Below are 20,763 nucleotides of genomic sequence, written 5' to 3'. Positions count from 1 at the left end.
TCCCCTATTTTTTCTCCTCCACAACTCTCTGTTTAAATTCCTCTTTTATCTCTTTCAGCAATTCCGGATTCATTATAAGCTCTGCCGCTGTCCCACTAAGAATTTTGGCCCCGTAAATAATTGCGCTGTGGGCCTCCGGCGTTTTCCCCGCATCCACAAAGCCCTGTGAATGGGATGGAACTCCATCTGGAACAAAAGCCACTCGGATACAAGAACCTGGAATTCGATGAAGAATATTTCCAAAATCGGTTGAACCAGTATTCTCTCTAGGCGGCGCCAGGCGGGGTGCTCCAACCCGTTCTGCCTCATCCATTATAAGACGGTTCAAGCGGATAGCTGGAATCTTATTATCTACTTCCTTTTCTGGCATGATTCTCACCTCTGTCTCCGTCATCATAGCTGCCCCTCTCAGAACCTTGCTTAGTCGTTCAATGACCGTATCCAGATAGGTTCGACTATAAGAGCGCACATACAGGCTAGCGGTAGTGCTGGCTGGCACGATATTGGCAGGGGTGCCACCGCTGTTCAGTATGGTGTAATGAATCTTGACATCACTATCTACGTGTTCTCTTAAGAACTCGATTCCCTGAAATGCCAGAATCATCGCATCTAACGCGCTTCGTCCTGCTTCTGGTTTAAGCGCAGCATGGGCGCTGATTCCCTGATATTCCACTCGGAATTTAGACAACGCCAAGGATTTGACATCCGTCTGCGTGTAATTTCCCCCGTGCATCATCAGAGCTACATCCAACTCCTCGAATGTACATCCTCCCTTAATCATCATGATTTTGCCGCTTACACTCTCCTCCGCAGGCGTACCGTAAACCGTAATCGTATAATTCCCTTCAATCCCCGAATGACGAAGCGCTGCTGCAGATGCAAGAATACAGGGGCCTTGCATGTGATGACCACATGCATGCCCAATCTGAGGCAGGGCGTCATATTCGCAGAGCAAACCGATATTAGGCCCTCCTTCCCCATGACGATATATCGCCCTAAAGGAGGTCTCCACGCCAGCTATTCCTCTTTCCACCTCGAAGCCATCTTTCTCCAGCCAGTCGGTTAGCCATTTACATGCATTGACCTCCTCAAGTCCCAGTTCCGGATGATCGAAAATCTGATCGGCCATTTTGAACATTTCTTCTCCAATATTGTCAATATAGCCGTATAAACGTTCTTTCATAGATATCTCTCCCTTCATGTTCAGCCTCCTTAAACCGCCGGCTAGCTTTCGGAACTGCTGTTCTGCTAATTTCATTTATTAATCTCATAAATTCATTAGATTAATAAACAAAAATATTAATTGAGTTGAGATTATTATAATTCAATTTGTTTATTTTGGGAAATTAGTAAAACAAATAGAAACTATAACGTTAATTTTCCGCAAAGAAATCACTCTTTCTATTTTGTATACTACAATTTTGTTTTATCATAATAAAAATGATTATAGTTAATCTTTTTAAGAATTAAATGCTGTATAAATTTCAGAAAGGAGGCGTTATGCACCTGAAGGAACAACTCTATATCTGCACCATTGCAGAATGCGGAAACATAACGAAAGCCGCTGAAAAACTGTTTATCACCCAACCCGCTTTAAGCCTGTATATTAATAATCTTGAAAAAATGTTTGGAGTTAAGTTGTTCGACCGGGTTGAAAAACAATTTATTCCCACTGCCGCCGGGAAACTGTATGTGGATAAAGCTAAGCAAATGTTATCACTTCAGCAAGAATTTGAGGCTAGCTTAGGTGATCTGAAAAACCATGTAGATGGGGTGTTGCACATTGGTGTCCAACTCCGGAGAGCACCGCTTCTTCTCCCCACAGTCATGGCCCGTTTTAAAATGAGCTATCCCAATATTAGGATCGATGTAAAAGAAGGCGTCAAAACTGATTTAGAAGAATTTCTCAAGTCCAATCAGATTCAGCTTCTTCTATATAATGCAGAACAGCCGCGGGAAGATTTAATTAATAAAATTCTCTATGTTGACCGTCCTCTGATCGCCATACCAGCCGATCACTCTCTGAATGCCCGGGCAGTGGAGATGCCTGGTTCCCACTACCGCTATCTGGACCTAAATTTCTGCCAAGATGAATTTTTCATTCTTCCAACAGCTAGGCAGAGCTTGAGACAGTACATAGACAAAGTATTTTTGGAGCAGCATTTTTACACCTACAATAAGATGGAGATACGTAATTTCGAGACTGCGATCCGGCTAGTTAATGAAGGCTACGGACTTGCGTTCAACCGTGAACAGTATAAAAAGTCTATGGTAGACCTTAGCAACGTGAAGTACTATGCTTTTACCTATGGAAAAAACGAAATCAGCCGAGTTTTTGTCGGATATAAGAAACACAGAGAGCTTCCTAAATACATTCATTACTTTATTCAGCTGTTGTCTATACGCGGAAAGGAGATTGAGGCTTTGGATTCAAAATGATAGTTTTTGAAGTTTGCTTATAAAAGAACCTATTTCATGCTTCTTTCTTCTTTGGAGCCTGATAAACAGGTAAAACTTTAATACTGGCCCAATATAATCTGACAATAGGATGCCTCTGAACTGACAAATCAGCCATGGTGCGGACAGTATGACATCTCTTTGAAAAGATATTATTACCGGCTTACCAAGATCCGAAAGTTCACCCTCGAGGATCTACTATGTAAGAAAATACAGTTATAGCGAAGCAAATCTTTTCCATAATGGATGCTGTCAACCACCTTACACGATCACACTACGGTAGATAACAATATTTGCAGAAGATCAGTACGGGAACTGTGGATCCCCATGGGGCAACGGTCTGATACATCCAACAAATGTCAGGGAACACCAATCTCATTTTTCGACTGTTTTAATCTGTTATTGTTAAAATTTGCTTTTACTCCCTCAATATTCCAGCTGCACTCCCAGATAAACACAGGACTTAAAAGCATCACCGTGATAATAAACTAAATATATAACCTAATGCAGATAAATGTGAAATAAATGGTGAAGTACTGTAAAATCTTGTGGTAGGCTTTTAGAGATAGGAAACCTTAGTAGATTTGGGGAAAATAGTGGTTGACAGCATTTATTTTTTTGAGATTCTGGGATGGTGGAAGGACGTTTATATATACCAAACTACAAATCATCAACTTGTATTATCTCCAGCCTTTCCCTTGGAGCAGCCAGGCTAAATCTATTCCCTCTGAAAAGTTTAGATTTGACCAGGCATTGCGCAACATATTACCCATTGGTTTTGATATTTTCACAAGGACTTCATAAAAAATAGAACTAAGATTTTAGTGTGAGTATGTGGAAAATTGCTTCGTTAAATTACATCAAATCCTTACAATATCTAGCCAAAGTAAGAAGAATTTAAAATTAGAACCTGGTGCTACAGTGAACTTTTTGAAATTTTGGCTTTTCGATGTGATAGATATGCATTATGGTTCCTGCGTATATGATAACTTACTTTTTTCATATCAGTTACTGTATATACGATCATTCCATGCATTAGTTTTATTACCATCGGTATTGTCAATGGGATTGCATTTTTACAGATTTTCCGTATCTGAGTGACAAACAGATAGCTTATCATTACAAACAGCATATGCCCCCTCCCCAACCAAATAAAAACAAAAAATTTTCTAGATTGCTCTTGCATTCATCAAAACATTGTTCAATCGGCCACTTAGAAAATTAGAAAGTTTTTTCAATTCATATTTCCGATATCAGCTGAAGCTTGATCCTGACACAAGAATGAATTCATAAGCCCATCTCTTCGAAAACTACTCAAACGTTAATACTGTTTACAAATATACGATTTCGAAAGCTTTACTGTCCGACAACCAGCGGTGTACCAAGCACTCTCTTTAAAATCAGGTAAGCATATTTAGCGGAAAACCGTTTGCTCCAAAACAGCGCGCCACGGTGATAGGACACCATCGATCAACCAATCTATTCTACCATAGAGCGCACAAAAAAATCAAAAAGGACGGCCCGATCAATAAAGAAAAAGGGGAAGTATGTACACCTAGTACCTTAGAAGAACAATGGACACAGGCATCCCAGGATAAAAATGGGGATATCCGATGCGATGAATGTAGGCACGCAAGTATCCCATATGTGGTTGTGTTGGCCATCGGCATTCAGTCCAGCTGTGGGTGCCAGAGTAGTGTCGGACACCGGGGAACCAGTGTCGCCTATGGTGGCTGCTGCTGCGATCAAAAGGGGGGTTGCTCCCAAGCTAAGGCCCAGTTCGGAACACAGGGGCACATATAGCACAGACAGAACCGGCACCGTACCGAAAGAGGTGCCGGTACCCATAACGATAACTAGGCCCACCAGCATCATCACGAAAGCACCCAGGAACTTGTTACCGTCAATGAATACTAGGGAACTCTTGACCAGTTCAGCCACAGCATTACTTTCGCTGAGCACTAAGCTGAAACCATTGGAGGCCAGCATGACAAAGGCGATAAATCCCATCAGCTGACGCCGCCATCCAAAATCTTGTCCATGTCGGACCACTTAACGGCTTGGGTGATAAACATAACGCTCAATCCAACCATAGCCCCAAGAGGCAAGGAACCAGTAAATAGCTGGATGAGCATAGTGGCAATGGCGGCCAGCAAAGCAATCCAATGCTTATAGGTAAGAGTGGTGTCCACGCTATCCAGGTCCGCCGCTACTCCCTTAATGTTCTTATATACCCGAGGCTTGCGATATAACACCAAAACAGCGAAGACCAAACCGGCCAGCATGGACAAACCCAGAGGCCAAGTGTACTTCCAGACATCCAATTCGCCGATCTCCATGCCATTCTGAGTGATATTAGTGGCCAAAATACCGTGATACAAAGCTCCAAAACCCGCAGGGATGGTTACATAAGGTGCGCGCAGGCCGAAGCCCAGGGCGCAAGCCACCGCCCGCCGGTCGATCTTCAGCTTGTTCATTACGAGCAACAGAGGAGGAATCAGGATTGGGATAAAAGCTACATAGACAGGAATAGGGTTCTGGGAAAAACAAGCAAAGAAAGCCAGTAGGAAAATAAAAGCCAGCCGTTTGTCGCTGATCCATTTGGCAATCTTCACCGCCAAAATATCGGACACACCCGTGTAGCTGATTGCAGAAGCCAGACCTCCCAACAGCACATAGGCAATAGCGGTTTCCGGGGCAGTACCGCAGCCAGAGATGAAAGTAGACATAGTGGTTCCAATGTCCATTCCTGAAACCAGGCCAGCCACTACAGAGGCACATATCAAGGCCAGCAGCACGTTCACCCGCAGGAAACAGAGAACCAGCAACACAATAACTGCAATTACCACAGGGTTTGTAAAAATCATTGCAATAACCTCCTATTTCGTTCTCAATTACAACACACACTAAACAAGAGTATAAAAGCCTACTTCCCCTTCTTCCGATTTCTGATTTCGCCGACCTATGAAAAAGAACGCAGACGCACTGTATACCTTGTGAAATATCATGCGCCTCTAAGCTCTCCTATGCGCTCCTGATATTGCACCCCCATGAATATTGAACTAATTTTCAACATATACTTTCCCTCTTTCTTGTATATTGTATTTTAATTTTATATCTACGAATGGAAATGTTCAATACAGGGTATATACTTTTAACAATTAATTGGCATTTTAATGTTTTATTTTGTGCATTTTTATAATTATTATCTGATAAAATTAAAAAATACAAAAAACAAAAAAATATCAATGTAGAAAGACATTTCCTTTTGAACATCCTAGTATAACTCATACCAACTAACTTATTACTTATCTGGCGCAACATCATTGGGATATTGTACTCTTTGATCTGATGAAACTAAAGATGATTAAAGTGAACTATACTAGGTAGATTCAACATTTATCCTTCCATAATAAAGGCCTCCTACTATGTTCTTATTTGAGCATAGTAAAAGGCCTTATAAATCTTTTATTACAGAAAAACTTTCATCGACTCTGTTTTTAAAGAATTTTAATTAGATGGCTTTTTCTTATTCCTATTTTTTAATCAATTACCTAAAAATTTTCCTCTTTAACAATCCTTGATAGATTTTCTTTGCAAACTATCAGAGGACTCATCATCCGGAACCCTATCTTCTCCAGGCCTCCATGCCTGACCAAATTTCACATCACGGAACAGCGCAGCCAGGCCAGTAATTTGCTTGAGCCTTAAAATTTCATCCCGGTCCATTCCCAGGTGTTTGGAAATCCACGCATCCGAACGCCCCAACTCGTGCAGTTCCTTAATGATATTACTCATTAAGTCCACATCATGCGTTCCACGGGCGCGGTTATGCCGGATGGTGCTGGCCATACGGTCAGATAACGGTTTATCGATTACCGAAACCGGTATCATCCCCTTCTCTCGCTCATAAATATCCGGGTAATCCCGCATCACTCTCCAACGATGAAAGCCATCTACAATTACATACTTATCACTGCCTTTTGCATAATAACAAACAATCGGCATAGTATAACCGTCCTCTTTGATGCTATCGTACAACAACCTCATTTCCGGTGGGGCCACGTTATTCGGGTTATATGTATTGGGTACAATGTTTTCAAATGGTACCGCACTGATATGGTATACCGGGCTTCTGAATTCCTTATTTACCATCTATCATCCCTCCGTACTTACGTCTAATAATATCCACACGTTTTTGTTCCTGCCGCGTAAGCCCAAACCCCATAAACCGACAGGTATGGTCATTTTTCAAAATACAGCAGCACATCCGTTTCCAACTTGGTATATCTTTCGTGCTCTTAATATCATCGGTATGATCAGGAATTGGTCCAAGAAAAATAATACGAGAATTTTTGTTGAGTGTATAGTTAGATATACCATTTCTCCGAATGTGGTACCCATGTTCCACAAGCTCTCGGATTGTTTCCTCAGACAATCCACCTCCGCTATCGTGCCAGAACCGGATGGAGGTGTTAAACTTTTTCACATAATTATTCCGCAGTCGGGCAGGTAACGTATCCAGCAAAAATTGAGTGTATGATTTCCAGGTATGACCCTCTGGTAACGTAATACTGCGATAACCCATCGCTTTTGTCTTACCATAAATAGCTCCAAAATTTGCTCCGCACACCCGCCCCACCAGTTTCACCCATATTTCTGGATCGATAACCCGATACAGATTCAAAGCATCTTTGGAATAGTCATTAAAGGGAGATGCCACCCGCATCTGATCTATCTTTAATCCTGCCTTATAATATAGGTCATATAAATGATTGTAGTCATAATCAAATCGGTAATTCGCGCACCATACATCAGAGTTTGACCAGTCGTATAAAGGTGAAGCACACCATACGTCTTTGAATTGCTTGGAAATCCAGCACTCATTTTGATACCCATGTTTTTTATTGACAAATCCGCTGTACCGCTGCAGAGACTCATCCGCCCGCATACCAAGCAGGCAGACCGTCCTGCCATTCCCATGTTCCTCCTTGTAGAATCGGCCAAACTGTTTTGCCAAATCTTCCTGATGCATCCTGTAACGATAGTGGGCAAAAGGCTTCGTCAGATTAATGACATAGGGATACTCTGGTATTGGACGTACCCATGTATCCTGTTTTGTATCATCCCAAGGATACCAATACATTTCGTAACTACTCAGTGCTGTCCGTGTTGCCATAGGAAGGCAGACCCAGTAAAGGTCTATGCCTGATTTGTTTTCCAGGCGCTTGAAAGTGCGGGTAATATAGTCCGTAGTCACGGTATACTGCGCCTCAAAATCCTGATGGAATATGCCAATCACACGATCTGAAGCATGCTTATTCCTGTAATCCAGCAGCAAATTTAAAAGAACACCGCTATCCTTGCCGCCGCTGAATGAGATATAAATATTTTTAAATTCCTGAAACAAAAACGCAAATCTCTTCTGCAACGCATCGAATACATCCATCTCAATGTATTCTTTTTTCATATCTCTAATAAACTCCTTATCTTTCAAGTAAAAATTTACAATAGCATCTGTTTGACAGTTGGATATCCTTCTAATTTTCCCAGACCATGACTGACGCTATCATTCTATCTTAAAACCTCTTTCACTTTTCCTTTCTTTCGCACTATATATTTTCTTTCAAAATTTCATATAGAAATACCGGTGTTGTTTCCGTTTGTTCATTTAGTTTTTCCTGCCAATTTGGAATCTCTAATTCTTCTAACAACAAACATAATAATGCTCCTGTTTCATAAGGCATACTATCTGCTAAAAAGCTTTTTTCCAACGCACCTGCTTTCAAAACAGGTATTACTCCATCAAAAGGAATGTCTTTTCCACTATCAAAATACATAACATTATAATTGTATCCTACAATTTCAGCAGCTTTTATTCCAACATATTCAGCTGTGCCTTCATCAGTTTCCATACTTAATTCTTTTTCCAAATATTCAGGATTATTTTTAATTCGTTCTTCCCTAACGACAATCAACTCGTTTGAGTAATTCAATAATTCATCTCTGCTTGGTTTTTCTTTTTTTAACTCGATTCGAATATTTTCTAATATTACATATTCTTTTTCAATAAGTGAAATATCCGATTCGGTTAACTCTCCATAAAATCGACTTCCTCCAGACCATTCGTTTTGCATAAAATAATGAAATGCTTCATGTACAAGAAATGGCATAAAATGTTTACTTGAAAATTCTTTTTCAAAATTGGATTCATCGTACTTTATGTAGTAAACTTCATTTCCAAATATTTTTATTTTTTCACCAATCACATTGAAAGAACCAGGCATTAATCTTTTGATAAATACTTGCGGTGTGAATTTTGCTAACCTGTAAACATTTAAGTTGCATTCTTCTGGTAAGATGATTTTTGTTGCAAACATACTTTTAATCTCAGAAGAAGGATTTATTATGTACGCCGAACCAAATATCCCATCATAAGCAAATATTGTTTTATCACTTAATTTATATCCAGGCCATAACTCAGACTCAATTTCTTTCTTGCAATACATATCCATTTCAGTCAACATTTTTTTATCAATTTCATTTAACTCTTCAAAAGATATCCGAAAGCGATTAAACATGACTATTCCAATCAATATACAAATAACACTTATTGTAAAAATCACAACCCATTTAATTTTTTTCATTTTTATATGTTCCTCTTACTATGTAAATCAATATAACAATTATTGAAATCAATGAAGAAATTGATATAAACTAAAATATTATAATTTTTTCTCAAAAAAATTAGTTTCTATTGCACCCTTTGGACAAATATTTTTACATTCCATACATCTAATGCATTCCGCTGAATTAATGTTTTCAAGAACCTTTACCTGCATTCTGCAATTACGTTCACATACTTTACAGTCGATGCATTTATTTTTATCTATTTCCATTCTATAAAAACTAAAACGATTAAACAATCCATATAGTGCCCCTAACGGACATATATATTTACAAAATGGACGATAAATAAAGATTGATATTATTACAACAAAAAAGTACAGTTTACAAGGGACTACACAGGGTAGGTATCTGACGGGAGGGGTTCCGCCCGTCAGATTTTCCATGTGATGTTCAAGCTGTCGCTTGTGGCGGCTATGGCGGTAATCATCAAATCCACCACCCGCCGCTTGTCGTCAAAGGATACATTGTCCCATGTGTCGAGGTAGCCGGAAATCTGATTGACCTGTTCCGGGCTGATGGCTTCCACCGTCAACTCGGCTATCTGCTTCACAAGTTCCTGTTTGCGCCCGTCCAGTTCCGCTATCTTCACGTTCACATAGGAGAGCAGGACATTGTTTGCACCCGTCAAACTGTCCACCAGCTTTTCGATCTCGCTGTCCACATGGAGAAGTTCCACTTGCAGGGCGGCAATTTTCGGGTTTGCCTTTGCCGCTTTCTTCCTGCCCGTCAGCGTCTTATAGCTTGCCAGTTTCTTTATCATCTGCTGATAAACAACCGTTTCCAGTTCCGAAGTAATGATTTTCCCGCACCCCGGACAACTCTTGTTATCCAGCCGTTTCGTACAGCGAAGGTATTGCTTGCCGGAGGGATTGAAGATACTCATAAGGGCATACCCGCAGTTCCCGCACTTGATTTTTCCCGCCAGCCATGTATGGGTAGCTTTTCGGGCAGACTGGATTTTCATGTTGTTCATCAGCTTCTTGCGGCAGGTCAGCCAGATGTCGGAGGAAACAATGCCCTCATGGGGAGCCAGTACCAGCATTTGGTCTTTCAAGTCGTTCTTTTTGCTGGGCTTCACATCTCGCCCTTGATACAGATAGCAGCCGTTCATGCCAGTAAAATCGGCAGCGTCATTGACAATGACCGTCCCTTGACTTTTGAAAAACTCGTACACATCAAGGTCTGCCTGCACATAGACAGGATTGCGTAACATCTGCGCCAGCGTGGGGCGTATCAGCTCTTTGCCGTTGAATAAAATCCCCTGTTCGGCAAAGTACCGGGTAATGTCCCCGTAGGAGGTAGTGGGCTGGGCGTACATCTCAAACATCAGCCGGATATTTGCCGCTTCGTCTGGGTTTACCACCAGCTTCTTTGTGTTGATACCGTCCATCTTGATTGGCTCTGTATGGAAGCCATAAGGGGCTTTTCCACCCATCTTAAACCCTCGCTGGCTGCGGGAATAATAAGCGTCCGTCACCCGCTTCTGTATCGTTTCCCGTTCAAGCTGGGCGAACACGATACAGATATTCAGCATCGCCCGCCCCATCGGCGTGGAGGTGTCAAACTTCTCCGTAGAGGACACAAACTCCACATTGTACTGCTGGAACAGCTCCATCATATTGGCAAAGTCCAGAATGGAACGGCTGATACGGTCGAGCTTGTAAACCACGACTTTTGCAATCAAGCCCCGCTTGATGTCCCGCACCAGTTCTTGAAACTTCGGGCGGTCTGTGTTCTTGCCGCTGTACCCCGTGTCTGTGTATTCCTTGCAGTTACCGCCTTTCAACTCGTATTTGCAAAATTCAATCTGGCTTTCAATGGAAATGCTGTCCTTTTTGTCCACCGATTGTCTTGCATAGATTGAGTCTATTCTGTTATTCATTTTGTCGCTCCTTTTCTAAAAAAAGAAACGGAGCTGCTGACAGTTCTATTATACCGTCAGCAGCCCCGCAAATCAACGATGGCTTTGGAAAACCTTATGCCCCGGCTTCCTCTTTCTGCCGCTTATCGGCATATTTGCGGAACACCTCATAAAGCTGCTGCTCCAGTTCCCGGCGTTTGACCGCTTCCTGTTCCGGCGTGAACACCGGGGAGAGGTTTTCCAGCGTGATTTCCCTGCCTTGAAAAGTCACGACTTCCGTTTCCTTTTTGTATCTGATAGTGGTACTTATAAAATCACCTTTCCTTTCCATGCTGCCGCTGCTGCCGTTTCAGTTCCGCCAGTATATCCGGCGGGATACGGTCAACCAGCCGCTGTAAATTGTCCAGTTCGCTTTTCAGCTTTGCCCGTTCCATCGTATCTTTCATCTTGCCTTTTTCACTGGCTTTTGCCCTTGCTTCCAGCTTTTCATTTTCCGCTAACAGGTCATTGATTGTGACCTTGTATTTTTTCAACTGCCCGGAGAAATTCCCCATCTGTGGGAACCACTTTTTCAGCATGGAGAGGGCTTCCTCTTTTTTCTTTCCGGCGTTGAACGGGGTAATATCGCCCAGCGTGGCTTCAATGGCTCTTGCCTGTTTGGAGAGATTGACCGCCTGTTTGAACAGACGGGTGGGGATATGCTTCCTGCCTGTCTTGCTGGCGCTTTCCCCACGCTCCAAGTCGGGATATTTCTCCACCATATAAGCGTGAAAATCGTCCTGCCATTTTGTGAGGGTGGCTCTGTTCCCTATAATCTCCTTTGCACACAGGCGGTTGTCCTCTGTCAGCGGGACAAAGACCAAATGCAGGTGGGGTGTTTTCTCGTCCATGTGTACCACTGCCGACACGATATTTTCCCGGCCTACCCGCCCGATTAAGAAATCAGCCGCCCTCTGGAAAAACGCCTGTATCTCCTTTGGGGATTTCTTCTTGAAAAACTCCGGGCTGGCGGTTATCAGCGTATCGACAAAGCGTGTGCTATCCTTGCGGGTGCGGCATCCGGCTTGTTCAATGCGGCTCTGAATGAAATGGTAATAGCGGCTCTCCGGCTTGACGATATGGAAATTGTACTTGCTCCGGCTGGTGTCAATATCTGGGTTGCTGGCGTACTGTTCCTTTTGTCTTTCGTGATGGGCTTCCAGCGGCCTTGCCGGATTGCCCTTGTGTTTTTCAAATCGCAAAATTGCGTGTTGTGCCATAATCTCCTTTCCCCATTCCTTTCTCTTCCGGGGTTTTTCACAGGAAAATCCCGCAGAAAATATCTCGGATAGGAAGGGAATGGATAGAATATAAATCAATATTTTTATCTTTGTATTTCTATATACCGTCCGATTTTCGTACTCCAAGAGGGTTGATTTTCGTACTTGTCAAGTGCGGTTTTCAGTCCTCCGGCGTACCAGAACGGGATTTCTTGAAGTCGGTGTTTGGAACCGCTTCAAAGGATTTTGGGTAGATGCGGTTGGGTTTTCCACAGCCTTGCTTCTGGATTTCCACCAGTCCGGCGTATTGCAGCTCCCGCAGGGTGTTGACGGCTTTCTGCCGCCCACAGTGAAGCAGGGCAACAACCTCGCAGATTGGGTAATACAGGAAAATCCGCCCGTACTCGTCCGCCCAGCCGTTCTTCCGGGATAACTCCGTCCGGCGCAGGATAAAGGCGTACAGTATCTTCGCTTCATTGGACAGGGGCGTAAATGTAGGGGCTTCAAAAAGAAAATTCGGAAGCCGGGTAAAGCTGACCGCCTTTTCCGGCTGATGGATATAAATGGTGTTTATCATATCGTGTTTTGTGGACGGTTAGAAGCCTGTTTCCGGGGGCAGACGGTAGTTTCTATTACCTGCCCCTGTTCTGTGCTTGCAAAGCCTTGAAAATCAAGGACTTTTCAGCCCTTAACTGTCCACAGCAGACCTCCTTTTCCGTTCACTTTCTGTTTTCTGCCGCCTGTGAACTCTGGCGGCGCAGTCGGGGCAGTATTTGCCCCGGTTGGATTTTGGCACATAGGGCTTTCCGCAGACCGAGCAGCGTTTCAAATCCTTATCCCGGAAAATCTCCGCTTCCAGCGTTCCGATTTGCGGCAAGACCGACCAGCGGAACCACTTACAGCAGACCGAGAAAGAAATCATCTGTGGGCAGGTGTGGGTGTCCCCATCGTCAAGGGGCATACAGTTCCCGTCCTCATAGTTGCAGCACTCCCGGCGGATTAAGGCGTTTGCCTGTTTCCTCTGTGCCGGTGTCATACGGTAAAGGGAACCGTCCGGCTTGCGCTCTATGGGCGGCAGTCGTTTATATGGGTTCTCTCTCATGTGTTTCCTCCATTTTGCTTTCCGTTGCCGCTCTCTCCGAAAAGGCTTCCTGCCCCATTCCTGCGGCGTGTTCCGGCGTTGGCACGCTCCCCGCAGCTTCTGGACACTTGTCCCGAAGTGACCTCTGGACAAAGTGTCCAGAAGTCCGGCTCCTTGCGGTGCTCCCCGGCCGGGGTATTCCTTTTCGGACGGTCATTCATTTTTCAAGGTACAGCTCATCGATGAACTACCACAAGTCTACACTTTTTCGACCGCCTGTGCCGTATATCCATAAGGTAGGAAATCACCTCGGAAAACTCGCTATTTCCACGCTCTCGGAATTGTGGTAGAATAGAAAAAGAATAATGCGAGGTGATAGAGATGGATAAGTTGGAGTTATTTTCAAAGTGCTTAAATTTAGTAGAGGGCAGGGAAAATCCTGAGAGTTGGTGGGGTTGGTGGAACGAACACGAATCCGAAGTGGAAAAACTATTGAACCACGGCGAGTTTTTGAAGTTAAAACCCCGGTCGCATGGATTTTCTTGGGTGCCAGTATTTGGTAGCCAAAAGGGAGCCATCACTATTCTGGAGAAGAACGGAATAGCGTTTGAAATTAGCAATCTCTATCAAGAACGGTATCTGGAGGAATTGGACGCTTACTGTAAGGAACAGAAACGAGTACAACGGGAAAAGCAAAAGAAATTCAAGGCACAGCACCCCGAATGGTTTACTCAATACCCTAAGTTCTCAAAAATGTTGGCAAAAGTCTTGGACTCCTCTGATGAAATAAAATCTGCTGCAACTGTGGAGAAGATTGTAGAGATAGAAAAGAAATTAGGATTTATTCTCCCAACACAAGTTCGGGAATTTTTTCTCATAACTGAGGGAGTTAATGTATCTACAGGTTTGAGTATCAGCTTATCCCAGCTCTTTAATCTAACTATTCACGAGGAGCATTATTGTGTACTAGGCGAATTTTGGAAAGAGGCTGACGGAGATTTACTCCTACTTCGCCCCGGCGAAGAAACTGTCTGGTACTATGCCCATGAGCAAGACAAAGTAAAATTTTTGCGGAATACCATGTATGAATTGTTAGAAAAAGAGTTAGTGAATTATCTGCGAGAAAATTAAAAATATTTTTGACTATCAAGCATACAAGGAGGGGGAGCATGGAACTATCCATACAGGAACGATTGAAAGACCTGCGTGTGGAACGAGGGCTGACGCTGGAACAGCTTGCGGAGGAAACTCATCTTTCCAAATCTGCTTTAGGCAGTTATGAGGGAGACAATCTCAAAGACATCAGCCACCATGCCCTTATCCAGCTGGCAAAGGTTTATGAAGTGACCGTTGATTACCTGCTGGGACGCTCTAAAACAAAAAATCACCCAAACGCCGATCTTGCAGACCTGCGCTTGAGTGATGATATGATTGAACTATTGAAAAGTGGGCGGGTGGATACTTCCCTCTTGTGTGAGCTGGCGGTACACCCGGATTTCCCCCGGCTGATGGCTGACCTTGAAATCTATGTGAACGGAACGGCAGTCAAGCAGGTACAGAGCGCAAATGCCATTGTGGATATTATGAGCGCAACCATTATGAAGCAGCACAATCCCGGCTTGTCCGACCCGCAGTTAAGGCAGCTTGTCGCCGCCCATATTGACGATGACAGCTTTTGCCGCTATGTGATACAGCAAGACATAAACAAGATAGCCCTTGACCTGCGGGAAGCCCATAAGGACGATTTTTTCAGCGTTCCGGAGGACAATCCGCTGGAAGATTTCTTGCAGACCGCCGAGGAAACTGCCAGTCCAGACAGCGACCCGGAGCAAGCGGCTTTGGCGTTTATCTGTAAGCGGCTCAAGCTGAATTTGAAAAAGCTGTCCGAGGAAGAAAAGAAGTGGCTGAAAAAGATTGCACAGAAGTCGGACTTGCTGAAAAATCCAAACCCGCAGCGGGGGAGAAAATAGAGAACGAGAAATTGGAGGGAGTAAAGGTGCAGGAGGCAATTATAAAATTGAAACTTCTCGGTCAAATGCCAGACGCAGTGAAAGATGACCCTACAGAAGAAACCATCAACATGTATGACGAATTGCTCTCCAATGTAAAAACGCCATTGACAAGAGAAGAAGTAGGCGTATTGATTGACATTTTCCCCGAAGGTGGAATGTATGGAGTAGAGTGGGATTTGCTAAAGTTGGTAGAGTCTTATTTGACAGAAGCACCATCAAGTGAAGAGTATCGAAAATTGATTACTGCTTGTCCAAGTGAAGAATGGCGAGAAACTATGCAAGCCCGTTTAGATAATTGGGAAAACAACAAACAATAACTTGTTTGGGAGATAGCAAAGCCAGTCGAGCCAGTCAACGGTCAAGATGAACGGCGCATTTCATGCGCCGCCGTTGACAGCCCGCCCGTCTTTGCTGATAAGCAATCAAGGCGGGAAAGCCCTAAAATGGCTTCCCGCCCATTTCAATTTTGAGAAGAAACCCTGTCTGTTTTCTCGTGAATGTGGCTATCCGTCTGGGACACTTTGTCCCATAGTCCAGCGTAAGACGAGGGACGGGGGCATTCATATACGCCCTGTCTGCTGATGAAACCAGTCCTGCGCTTGCGGCTCCACGCCACGCAATCACAGCCCTGCTTTCCTGCCGCTTCAAATGCCCTTGCCCTCTCCGGCGGCAACGGCATTTTCACGGCAACGCCGACAGAGCGTATAACACACTACACTTTGCGAGCAAAGTCGTGTGCCAAGGGGCAAGCCCCTTTGGAAACCCCGGACAACAAAACAGGCTGAATATCTCGCACTTTCCCGGTGCTTGATATTCAGCCTTTATTTGTTGTCAGCAGCCCCCGTTTCGTGGTCTGCGTGTAGTTCCTTGTAAACTGACCTAACCAGTATGCAAAACTTCCAATAATATAAAAAACCAATCGTTTCTTTTAATGTGCTGCTCATCAAAACCAAAGGTATCCCACCTTCCAACATTCCAGCAGGACAAATTAATTTGCAAAAGTACGGAGCTCCCAATCCATACTTATTAGTAAGCACCATCGGAAATATAATAACAAACGAAATGAATATTATGTATTTCACAAAACGCAACTTTTTATCTAACCAAGCAGAAATAGATATCTTTTTTGTCGGAATCTTATATAATAAATCTTGAATAAAACCAAACAAACACAAAAAACCACAAATCAATCTTCCTACCAAAATTCCAAAAAGCATAATCGTCCCTAATACGTAAAAGGCAGTTTTATTGTTAATGTCCCCCAGCGAGGCCTGGAGCGCCCCAATAGGGCAAGCTCCAAGTGCACTAGGGCAAGAATAACAATTTAATATAGGCACACACGCCATTTTAGTTTTTCCTTTAAAAATTGTTTTATCACGAAATCCTAAAAGATAACTATTAAAAAGAAATGCCGAAAAAATTTGTATGTAATGTCTATTTTTTTTCATTACCCAATTCCGATGCATTCTAAACAAATATTTATTGCCTTCTTAAATACGATTAGATGCTCCTTTCTACAAATTCCGATTGCCATCAATATTACGGATATACCTAAAATCCCGTTTCCGATAAAATTATTCTTGCGCATATATCTTCTCCAATATTCCAACTATGTTCTACTGGTTCTGTAATTCCGTCAGCTTATCTTCAATGATTGATTCATATTCTTCAAGGCTTCTTGCGCCTTCAACCATTTTACCAACCACATTTCCTTCCTTGTCAACGAAAATACTGGTAGGAACTGCGCCTAAGTTGTTTAAAATACTTTCTTTAAGCTGCTCATTATCCATAAGTGTGGTAAATTTCGCATTTTCCGTTTTCATGATCTTTTGTGCGGTCTCTTTGTTTTCTGTTGCATCAATACAGATCGAAATCATGTTCACGTTTTCATTTAATCCGTTATGAAGTTTCACCAAGTCCGGCATTTCTGCTAAACAAGAACCGCACCAGGTCGCCCAAACATTGATCATCGTAAGATCATACTGGTTAAAAATATCTTGCGTAATCTCATTTCCTTCTAAATCTTCTGCTTTAAAATTTGCAAATCCTTTTGCAATGCTGTCCATCATAGGTTTAAACACCAATATATGCTCTTTCAGATTTTTTATTTCACCTGTCAGTTCTTCGTATTCCTTATATTCTTCATCCTTTAATCCCGGGAAGTCTTCTCTTGTTTTTTCATTACTGTAAGCTATATAATAGGTGTTTCCAGCATAGGTTCCGACTCTCTCACAAATTTCAAATCCACTTTTTTTACCATATTCACTCGCTTCTGTATCATCTCCCTTTCCTTCTCTGTAAAACAGTTTTCCAAAGGAAACGCCTCTACCCTCAAATTCTTCTGGCGTTACACTTGCAGCCTCTTCTTCTGTCATTGCATTTATCTCTTCAAAAAACAGTGTTGAAAAGAATGAAATATTTAAATCTGTGCCGTCCGAATTTGCCATAATACCTTTTTCTTTCCATGCGTCTGGTGTTATGTATCCTGTTGCATTATAAAATACAACTCTTTCATCATCACTTTTAACCTCTTCGCCTGTTACCGTTTTATAGGTATCCTGTTCATAGCTTTCATTGCCAAAGATATCATCTTCAAGATTCATCATTCCTGCATTCAATACTTCGCCGGTTGTTTCATTAGCCACTTTATTCGTTGTTTCTGTTTTCTTGTTCGTTCCATGGTTGCCCGAGCATCCAACCAGTGAAGATAACGCACACACACCGGTCAGACACATAATTCCTATCGTTATTTTTACATTTTTTGAAAATTGCATACTACATTTTCTCCTTTTCTATTTTTGTTAATTTTTTTGAATGAATCCGATTTTTCGTCTACCTGTTTTTTTACCTCCTAGAAACAAATCAGAAACTTCATTGAATAACCATAGGCAATTTTAGTGAAAAAGGCAAGCAAGTAACTCTTGCATCGCGCTTTTTTAGGCAATTATCGCTTGCGCTATGCTACTTTTTGTTTTTTATATTTATGAATTAAATACACCTATTTTGTGTAAACTTATCAATTACACCTTTTATTACAACGCCGAATCGCCCATCCTTTACATGATATGAACAACAGGATAAAGTAAGAAATCTATCTCCAAATTTCGCTGTCACTTCCGTGCCATAAAGAGAAAGTTCCTCGATATTTTTATACCAGTTTTTTAATAAGCTTGATTATGTGTTTCAAAAAATTTGTAATATTTAAACACCTCATTCGCTTGTTTATAAACCTGATAATAAAACACCGAGATTAGTTCATATTTTTCTCTTCATACAAACTATCAAAACAGATAACTCTATGCTTCTTTCCATACTCTTCTTTTTCGTAAAACTTTAAATTTCCAAACATTTGTCCACTTTTCATTGCTTGTCCGCGGATGATTAGATTTATGAACGTCTTTAATCTGGAATCTGTATCCAAAATCAAACGCCTGTTTTGGTCCTTTTCTCCATAAAAATTTTTATCAAGATAATAATTAACAAAATTTCTCGTTTCTTTCGACATTACCTTTGTCTACAAAATTCTTTTTTTACAAAAGAAAAATCCCGTTCTTTCATTTGTTGTAATTCATTTACTTTTTGTTCTTGTCAATTTCAACCGTACCATTTTTTTTGCAAGGATGATATAAAGAAACTATTCTCCAGATGGAATACGTGCTTATACAGTTGAAACAGTTATCGGATTACTATGGTCAACCAGATCGAGACCATCCGAGCCAATAAAACTTACTATTGCAGATGTAAATCTTGAACAACAGCTACTTCATATACAGAAAACAAAGTTTTCAAAGGAACGTATTATTCCTATTGATGATTCCGTTTCTGCAAAACTTCAATCTTACAAGCAGCGGATTAGTAACAAACTCGATTATAAGATGCCTTACGAAGCGTTTTTTATACAACGGAAGGCGTTCCTTTAACAGAATCCGCATTAGCTTATGCATTTAAACTTATACGTCCTTGTATCAAAGCGACTCCAACTGGATATCCTCATGTCAGACTATACGATTTCCGGCATACCATGGCATGTAATGCTATTCGAAGATGGAACAAGCAGGGAGTAGATATCAACGCTAAACTGCATGTCCTTAGTAGAAATAGCGCATTTTGATCTCAGTTATCTTCAAGGGTTTTGCGAATATCTTGAAAAAGTAAGATGCAATAAGCCTGTTACGATTATAACAGAATCAATGCTATAAAATCTTTCATACATTATGTTTCGGAACTGGAACCCGAATATAGTGCTATAACAAAACGTGCACTTATGTTATCAGCTCAAAAGCACAAGCAACCAACTATGGTTTTTCTCACTAGAGCAGAATTCGATTCTCTAATAACTGTTTGTGATACCAATACATTCATTGGTGCAAGAGATAAACTGAAGCTTATGATTCTGTATAATTCTGGCATACGGGTATCAGAATTACTTGCAATAAAGTTGACTGATATCCAGAAAACAGACTCCATCAATCATGCCAATTTAAAAGTATATGGAAAGGGCCGAAAACAACGTGAAATACCGCTTTGGAAAAACACTGTCAAATATATCAATAAATATATAAAAAGATTGTCCTACTGATGAAGACGGATATTTGTTCATAAGAGTTACTATATAAAGGGTAGTTTCTGATACCTAATACATAGTGACTGCGGCTCATTTGTGGTGAATGGAAAAGCAGTTATGAGAAAGGAACGATACAGGCATTATAAGCGAAAAACACGCTTTCGGCAAGTGAAACATAAATCGTGTTTTCGGTTTTACGAGTCGAAAGAGAAAGTAACCGTTTCGACCTCTGAAAGCCTTGTGTGGCAAGGAGTTTTTTAGGCTAATTCTATGTGGGTAATGTGTTTGCCCTGCCTGCCCTGTTTTGAGCCTTCTGAGCGTTACGGAGTTCGGAGAAAAGCGGAGTGTCTTTTTCGGCGCAGTCCAAATCCTTTAGTGTGATTATACCAAGGGCGCATTATCCGAGATAAATCAGCTAAAGCCAATGAATACAAGCATTTCATAACAATTACCTCGGATAATTATCGAAATGACCGGTGATTTTTTCAGCAATAATTATCCGAGAAAACTTCTTTGAAAGCCTTGTAGAATGGGGCTATTCACAAGTTTCCTCGGATCATTGAAAATCTCGGATAATGCGCCCTATCCGAGTTCTTGGATAGGGCGCACTTACTCACCACCCGTAAGCGGGCGGTGGTACTGCCTTGCGGCAGTCGTGCGCTCTCCGAGAGGATCGGCGGAAATCGTTGAAGGAGAAATGATAGAGTTCCATCAGTTTTGTAAAAGTTCTTGTGTGGATAGTTTAATTCTGAAATATCTGTTCTTGAAGGATCCTCACTATTATAGTATCATTAATATAAAATAATATGCTGTTTAAGAAAAATACGAATCTACCTGAC

19 protein-coding genes and 1 pseudogene are annotated in these 20,763 nt (G+C 41.9%); 6 read left to right on the top strand and 14 right to left on the bottom strand.

Annotated elements, in window-relative coordinates; genetic code table 11:
• Positions 1-4: 4 nt before the first annotated feature.
• Positions 5-1,183: a M20 family metallopeptidase gene (locus tag M1L66_RS14250; RefSeq protein WP_117634119.1), complete on the bottom strand. Its 1,179-nt coding sequence runs from the start codon at positions 1,181-1,183 to the stop codon at positions 5-7.
• 317 nt (positions 1,184-1,500) lie between these two features.
• On the opposite strand from M1L66_RS14250, the gene M1L66_RS14245 reads away from it, so the two are divergent.
• Positions 1,501-2,439, top strand: coding sequence for a LysR family transcriptional regulator (locus tag M1L66_RS14245; protein ID WP_181988624.1), 939 nt, complete (start codon positions 1,501-1,503; stop codon positions 2,437-2,439).
• 1,581 nt (positions 2,440-4,020) lie between these two features.
• On the opposite strand, the pseudogene M1L66_RS14240 reads toward M1L66_RS14245, so the two are convergent.
• The 10 genes and pseudogenes from M1L66_RS14240 to M1L66_RS14195 form a co-directional block, all read right to left on the bottom strand.
• Positions 4,021-5,324: pseudogene (locus M1L66_RS14240) on the bottom strand (Na+/H+ antiporter NhaC family protein).
• A gap of 703 nt (positions 5,325-6,027) precedes the next feature.
• Entirely contained in the window at positions 6,028-6,612 is a 585-nt protein-coding gene (locus M1L66_RS14235) for an IbrB-like domain-containing protein (protein ID WP_118077281.1), read from the bottom strand.
• Positions 6,602-7,927, bottom strand: a complete 1,326-nt coding sequence (locus tag M1L66_RS14230; RefSeq protein ID WP_117634086.1) for a phosphoadenosine phosphosulfate reductase — start codon at positions 7,925-7,927, stop codon at positions 6,602-6,604. Before M1L66_RS14230 ends, M1L66_RS14235 begins: the two co-directional genes overlap by 11 nt.
• Positions 7,928-8,069: 142 nt before the next feature.
• Positions 8,070-9,104, bottom strand: coding sequence for a hypothetical protein (locus M1L66_RS14225; RefSeq protein WP_368271390.1), 1,035 nt, complete (start codon positions 9,102-9,104; stop codon positions 8,070-8,072).
• 78 nt (positions 9,105-9,182) lie between these two features.
• Entirely contained in the window at positions 9,183-9,530 is a 348-nt protein-coding gene (locus M1L66_RS14220) for a 4Fe-4S binding protein (RefSeq protein ID WP_434693652.1), read from the bottom strand.
• On the bottom strand, positions 9,518-11,029 hold the full coding sequence (locus tag M1L66_RS14215; protein WP_434693650.1) for a recombinase family protein: 1,512 nt from the start codon (positions 11,027-11,029) through the stop codon (positions 9,518-9,520). Before M1L66_RS14215 ends, M1L66_RS14220 begins: the two co-directional genes overlap by 13 nt.
• A gap of 94 nt (positions 11,030-11,123) precedes the next feature.
• Complete coding sequence (locus tag M1L66_RS14210; RefSeq protein ID WP_412640640.1) at positions 11,124-11,279, bottom strand: hypothetical protein; 156 nt, start codon at positions 11,277-11,279, stop codon at positions 11,124-11,126.
• Between the two features lie 43 nt (positions 11,280-11,322).
• Entirely contained in the window at positions 11,323-12,267 is a 945-nt protein-coding gene (gene mobV, locus M1L66_RS14205; RefSeq protein WP_434693647.1) for a MobV family relaxase, read from the bottom strand.
• Positions 12,268-12,448: 181 nt separating this feature from the next.
• The gene (locus M1L66_RS14200) at positions 12,449-12,844 is read right to left on the bottom strand and encodes a replication initiator protein A (RefSeq protein ID WP_434693645.1); all 396 of its coding nucleotides are present in this window, start codon (positions 12,842-12,844) and stop codon (positions 12,449-12,451) included.
• 111 nt (positions 12,845-12,955) lie between these two features.
• Positions 12,956-13,369 (bottom strand): cysteine-rich VLP domain-containing protein, encoded by a 414-nt coding sequence (locus tag M1L66_RS14195; protein WP_434693642.1) that lies wholly within the window; start codon positions 13,367-13,369, stop codon positions 12,956-12,958.
• Positions 13,370-13,729: 360 nt separating this feature from the next.
• Here M1L66_RS14195 and M1L66_RS14190 point away from each other — a divergent pair, with 360 nt between their 5' ends.
• From M1L66_RS14190 to M1L66_RS14180, 3 genes are read left to right on the top strand one after another with little or no spacing between them, the layout of a single operon-like run.
• Complete coding sequence (locus M1L66_RS14190; protein ID WP_021750165.1) at positions 13,730-14,479, top strand: SMI1/KNR4 family protein; 750 nt, start codon at positions 13,730-13,732, stop codon at positions 14,477-14,479.
• Positions 14,480-14,517: 38 nt separating this feature from the next.
• Positions 14,518-15,318, top strand: coding sequence for a helix-turn-helix domain-containing protein (locus M1L66_RS14185; RefSeq protein ID WP_002606602.1), 801 nt, complete (start codon positions 14,518-14,520; stop codon positions 15,316-15,318).
• The gene (locus M1L66_RS14180; RefSeq protein ID WP_418615680.1) at positions 15,249-15,677 is read left to right on the top strand and encodes a hypothetical protein; all 429 of its coding nucleotides are present in this window, start codon (positions 15,249-15,251) and stop codon (positions 15,675-15,677) included. Before M1L66_RS14185 ends, M1L66_RS14180 begins: the two co-directional genes overlap by 70 nt.
• Before the next feature lie 504 nt (positions 15,678-16,181).
• Here M1L66_RS14180 and M1L66_RS14175 read toward each other — a convergent pair.
• From M1L66_RS14175 to M1L66_RS14165, 3 genes are all read right to left on the bottom strand, one after another.
• Entirely contained in the window at positions 16,182-16,808 is a 627-nt protein-coding gene (locus M1L66_RS14175; protein WP_243008465.1) for a 4Fe-4S binding protein, read from the bottom strand.
• On the bottom strand, positions 16,808-16,894 hold the full coding sequence (locus tag M1L66_RS14170) for a CD1871A family CXXC motif-containing protein (RefSeq protein ID WP_333490840.1): 87 nt from the start codon (positions 16,892-16,894) through the stop codon (positions 16,808-16,810). The genes M1L66_RS14175 and M1L66_RS14170 overlap by 1 nt, the downstream gene beginning before the upstream one ends.
• Before the next feature lie 82 nt (positions 16,895-16,976).
• Complete coding sequence (locus M1L66_RS14165; RefSeq protein WP_117635000.1) at positions 16,977-18,134, bottom strand: TlpA family protein disulfide reductase; 1,158 nt, start codon at positions 18,132-18,134, stop codon at positions 16,977-16,979.
• A gap of 876 nt (positions 18,135-19,010) precedes the next feature.
• Here M1L66_RS14165 and M1L66_RS14160 point away from each other — a divergent pair.
• Together M1L66_RS14160 and M1L66_RS14155 are read left to right on the top strand one after the other, a co-directional pair.
• Positions 19,011-19,280 carry a tyrosine-type recombinase/integrase gene (locus M1L66_RS14160; RefSeq protein WP_117635004.1) on the top strand — a complete coding sequence of 90 codons (270 nt, stop codon included), beginning with the start codon at positions 19,011-19,013 and terminating at the stop codon, positions 19,278-19,280.
• Between the two features lie 344 nt (positions 19,281-19,624).
• Positions 19,625-19,939 (top strand): tyrosine-type recombinase/integrase, encoded by a 315-nt coding sequence (locus M1L66_RS14155; protein ID WP_319638387.1) that lies wholly within the window; start codon positions 19,625-19,627, stop codon positions 19,937-19,939.
• Positions 19,940-20,763: the final 824 nt, after the last annotated feature.

The sequence above is a fragment of the Hungatella sp. SB206 genome, from assembly GCF_051132295.1.
GTDB lineage: Bacteria > Bacillota > Clostridia > Lachnospirales > Lachnospiraceae > Hungatella > Hungatella effluvii.
Note: the sequence above shows the minus strand (reverse complement) of the source record. Positions and strands in the feature narration are given on the sequence as shown.

Bases quoted from the DNA above. Each gene is read 5' to 3' on its own strand.
- M1L66_RS14190 (WP_021750165.1), top strand. From the start codon at position 13,730: ATGGATAAGTTGGAGTTATTTTCAAAGTGCTTAAATTTAGTAGAGGGC.
- M1L66_RS14250 (WP_117634119.1), bottom strand. From the start codon at position 1,183: ATGAAAGAACGTTTATACGGCTATATTGACAATATTGGAGAAGAAATG.
- M1L66_RS14200 (WP_434693645.1), bottom strand. From the start codon at position 12,844: ATGATAAACACCATTTATATCCATCAGCCGGAAAAGGCGGTCAGCTTT.
- M1L66_RS14165 (WP_117635000.1), bottom strand. From the start codon at position 18,134: ATGCAATTTTCAAAAAATGTAAAAATAACGATAGGAATTATGTGTCTG.
- M1L66_RS14195 (WP_434693642.1), bottom strand. From the start codon at position 13,369: ATGAGAGAGAACCCATATAAACGACTGCCGCCCATAGAGCGCAAGCCG.
- M1L66_RS14175 (WP_243008465.1), bottom strand. From the start codon at position 16,808: ATGAAAAAAAATAGACATTACATACAAATTTTTTCGGCATTTCTTTTT.
- M1L66_RS14220 (WP_434693652.1), bottom strand. From the start codon at position 9,530: ATGGAAAATCTGACGGGCGGAACCCCTCCCGTCAGATACCTACCCTGT.
- M1L66_RS14225 (WP_368271390.1), bottom strand. From the start codon at position 9,104: ATGAAAAAAATTAAATGGGTTGTGATTTTTACAATAAGTGTTATTTGT.
- M1L66_RS14155 (WP_319638387.1), top strand. From the start codon at position 19,625: ATGTTATCAGCTCAAAAGCACAAGCAACCAACTATGGTTTTTCTCACT.
- mobV (WP_434693647.1), bottom strand. From the start codon at position 12,267: ATGGCACAACACGCAATTTTGCGATTTGAAAAACACAAGGGCAATCCG.
- M1L66_RS14235 (WP_118077281.1), bottom strand. From the start codon at position 6,612: ATGGTAAATAAGGAATTCAGAAGCCCGGTATACCATATCAGTGCGGTA.
- M1L66_RS14230 (WP_117634086.1), bottom strand. From the start codon at position 7,927: ATGAAAAAAGAATACATTGAGATGGATGTATTCGATGCGTTGCAGAAG.
- M1L66_RS14245 (WP_181988624.1), top strand. From the start codon at position 1,501: ATGCACCTGAAGGAACAACTCTATATCTGCACCATTGCAGAATGCGGA.
- M1L66_RS14185 (WP_002606602.1), top strand. From the start codon at position 14,518: ATGGAACTATCCATACAGGAACGATTGAAAGACCTGCGTGTGGAACGA.
- M1L66_RS14170 (WP_333490840.1), bottom strand. From the start codon at position 16,894: ATGGCAATCGGAATTTGTAGAAAGGAGCATCTAATCGTATTTAAGAAG.
- M1L66_RS14215 (WP_434693650.1), bottom strand. From the start codon at position 11,029: ATGAATAACAGAATAGACTCAATCTATGCAAGACAATCGGTGGACAAA.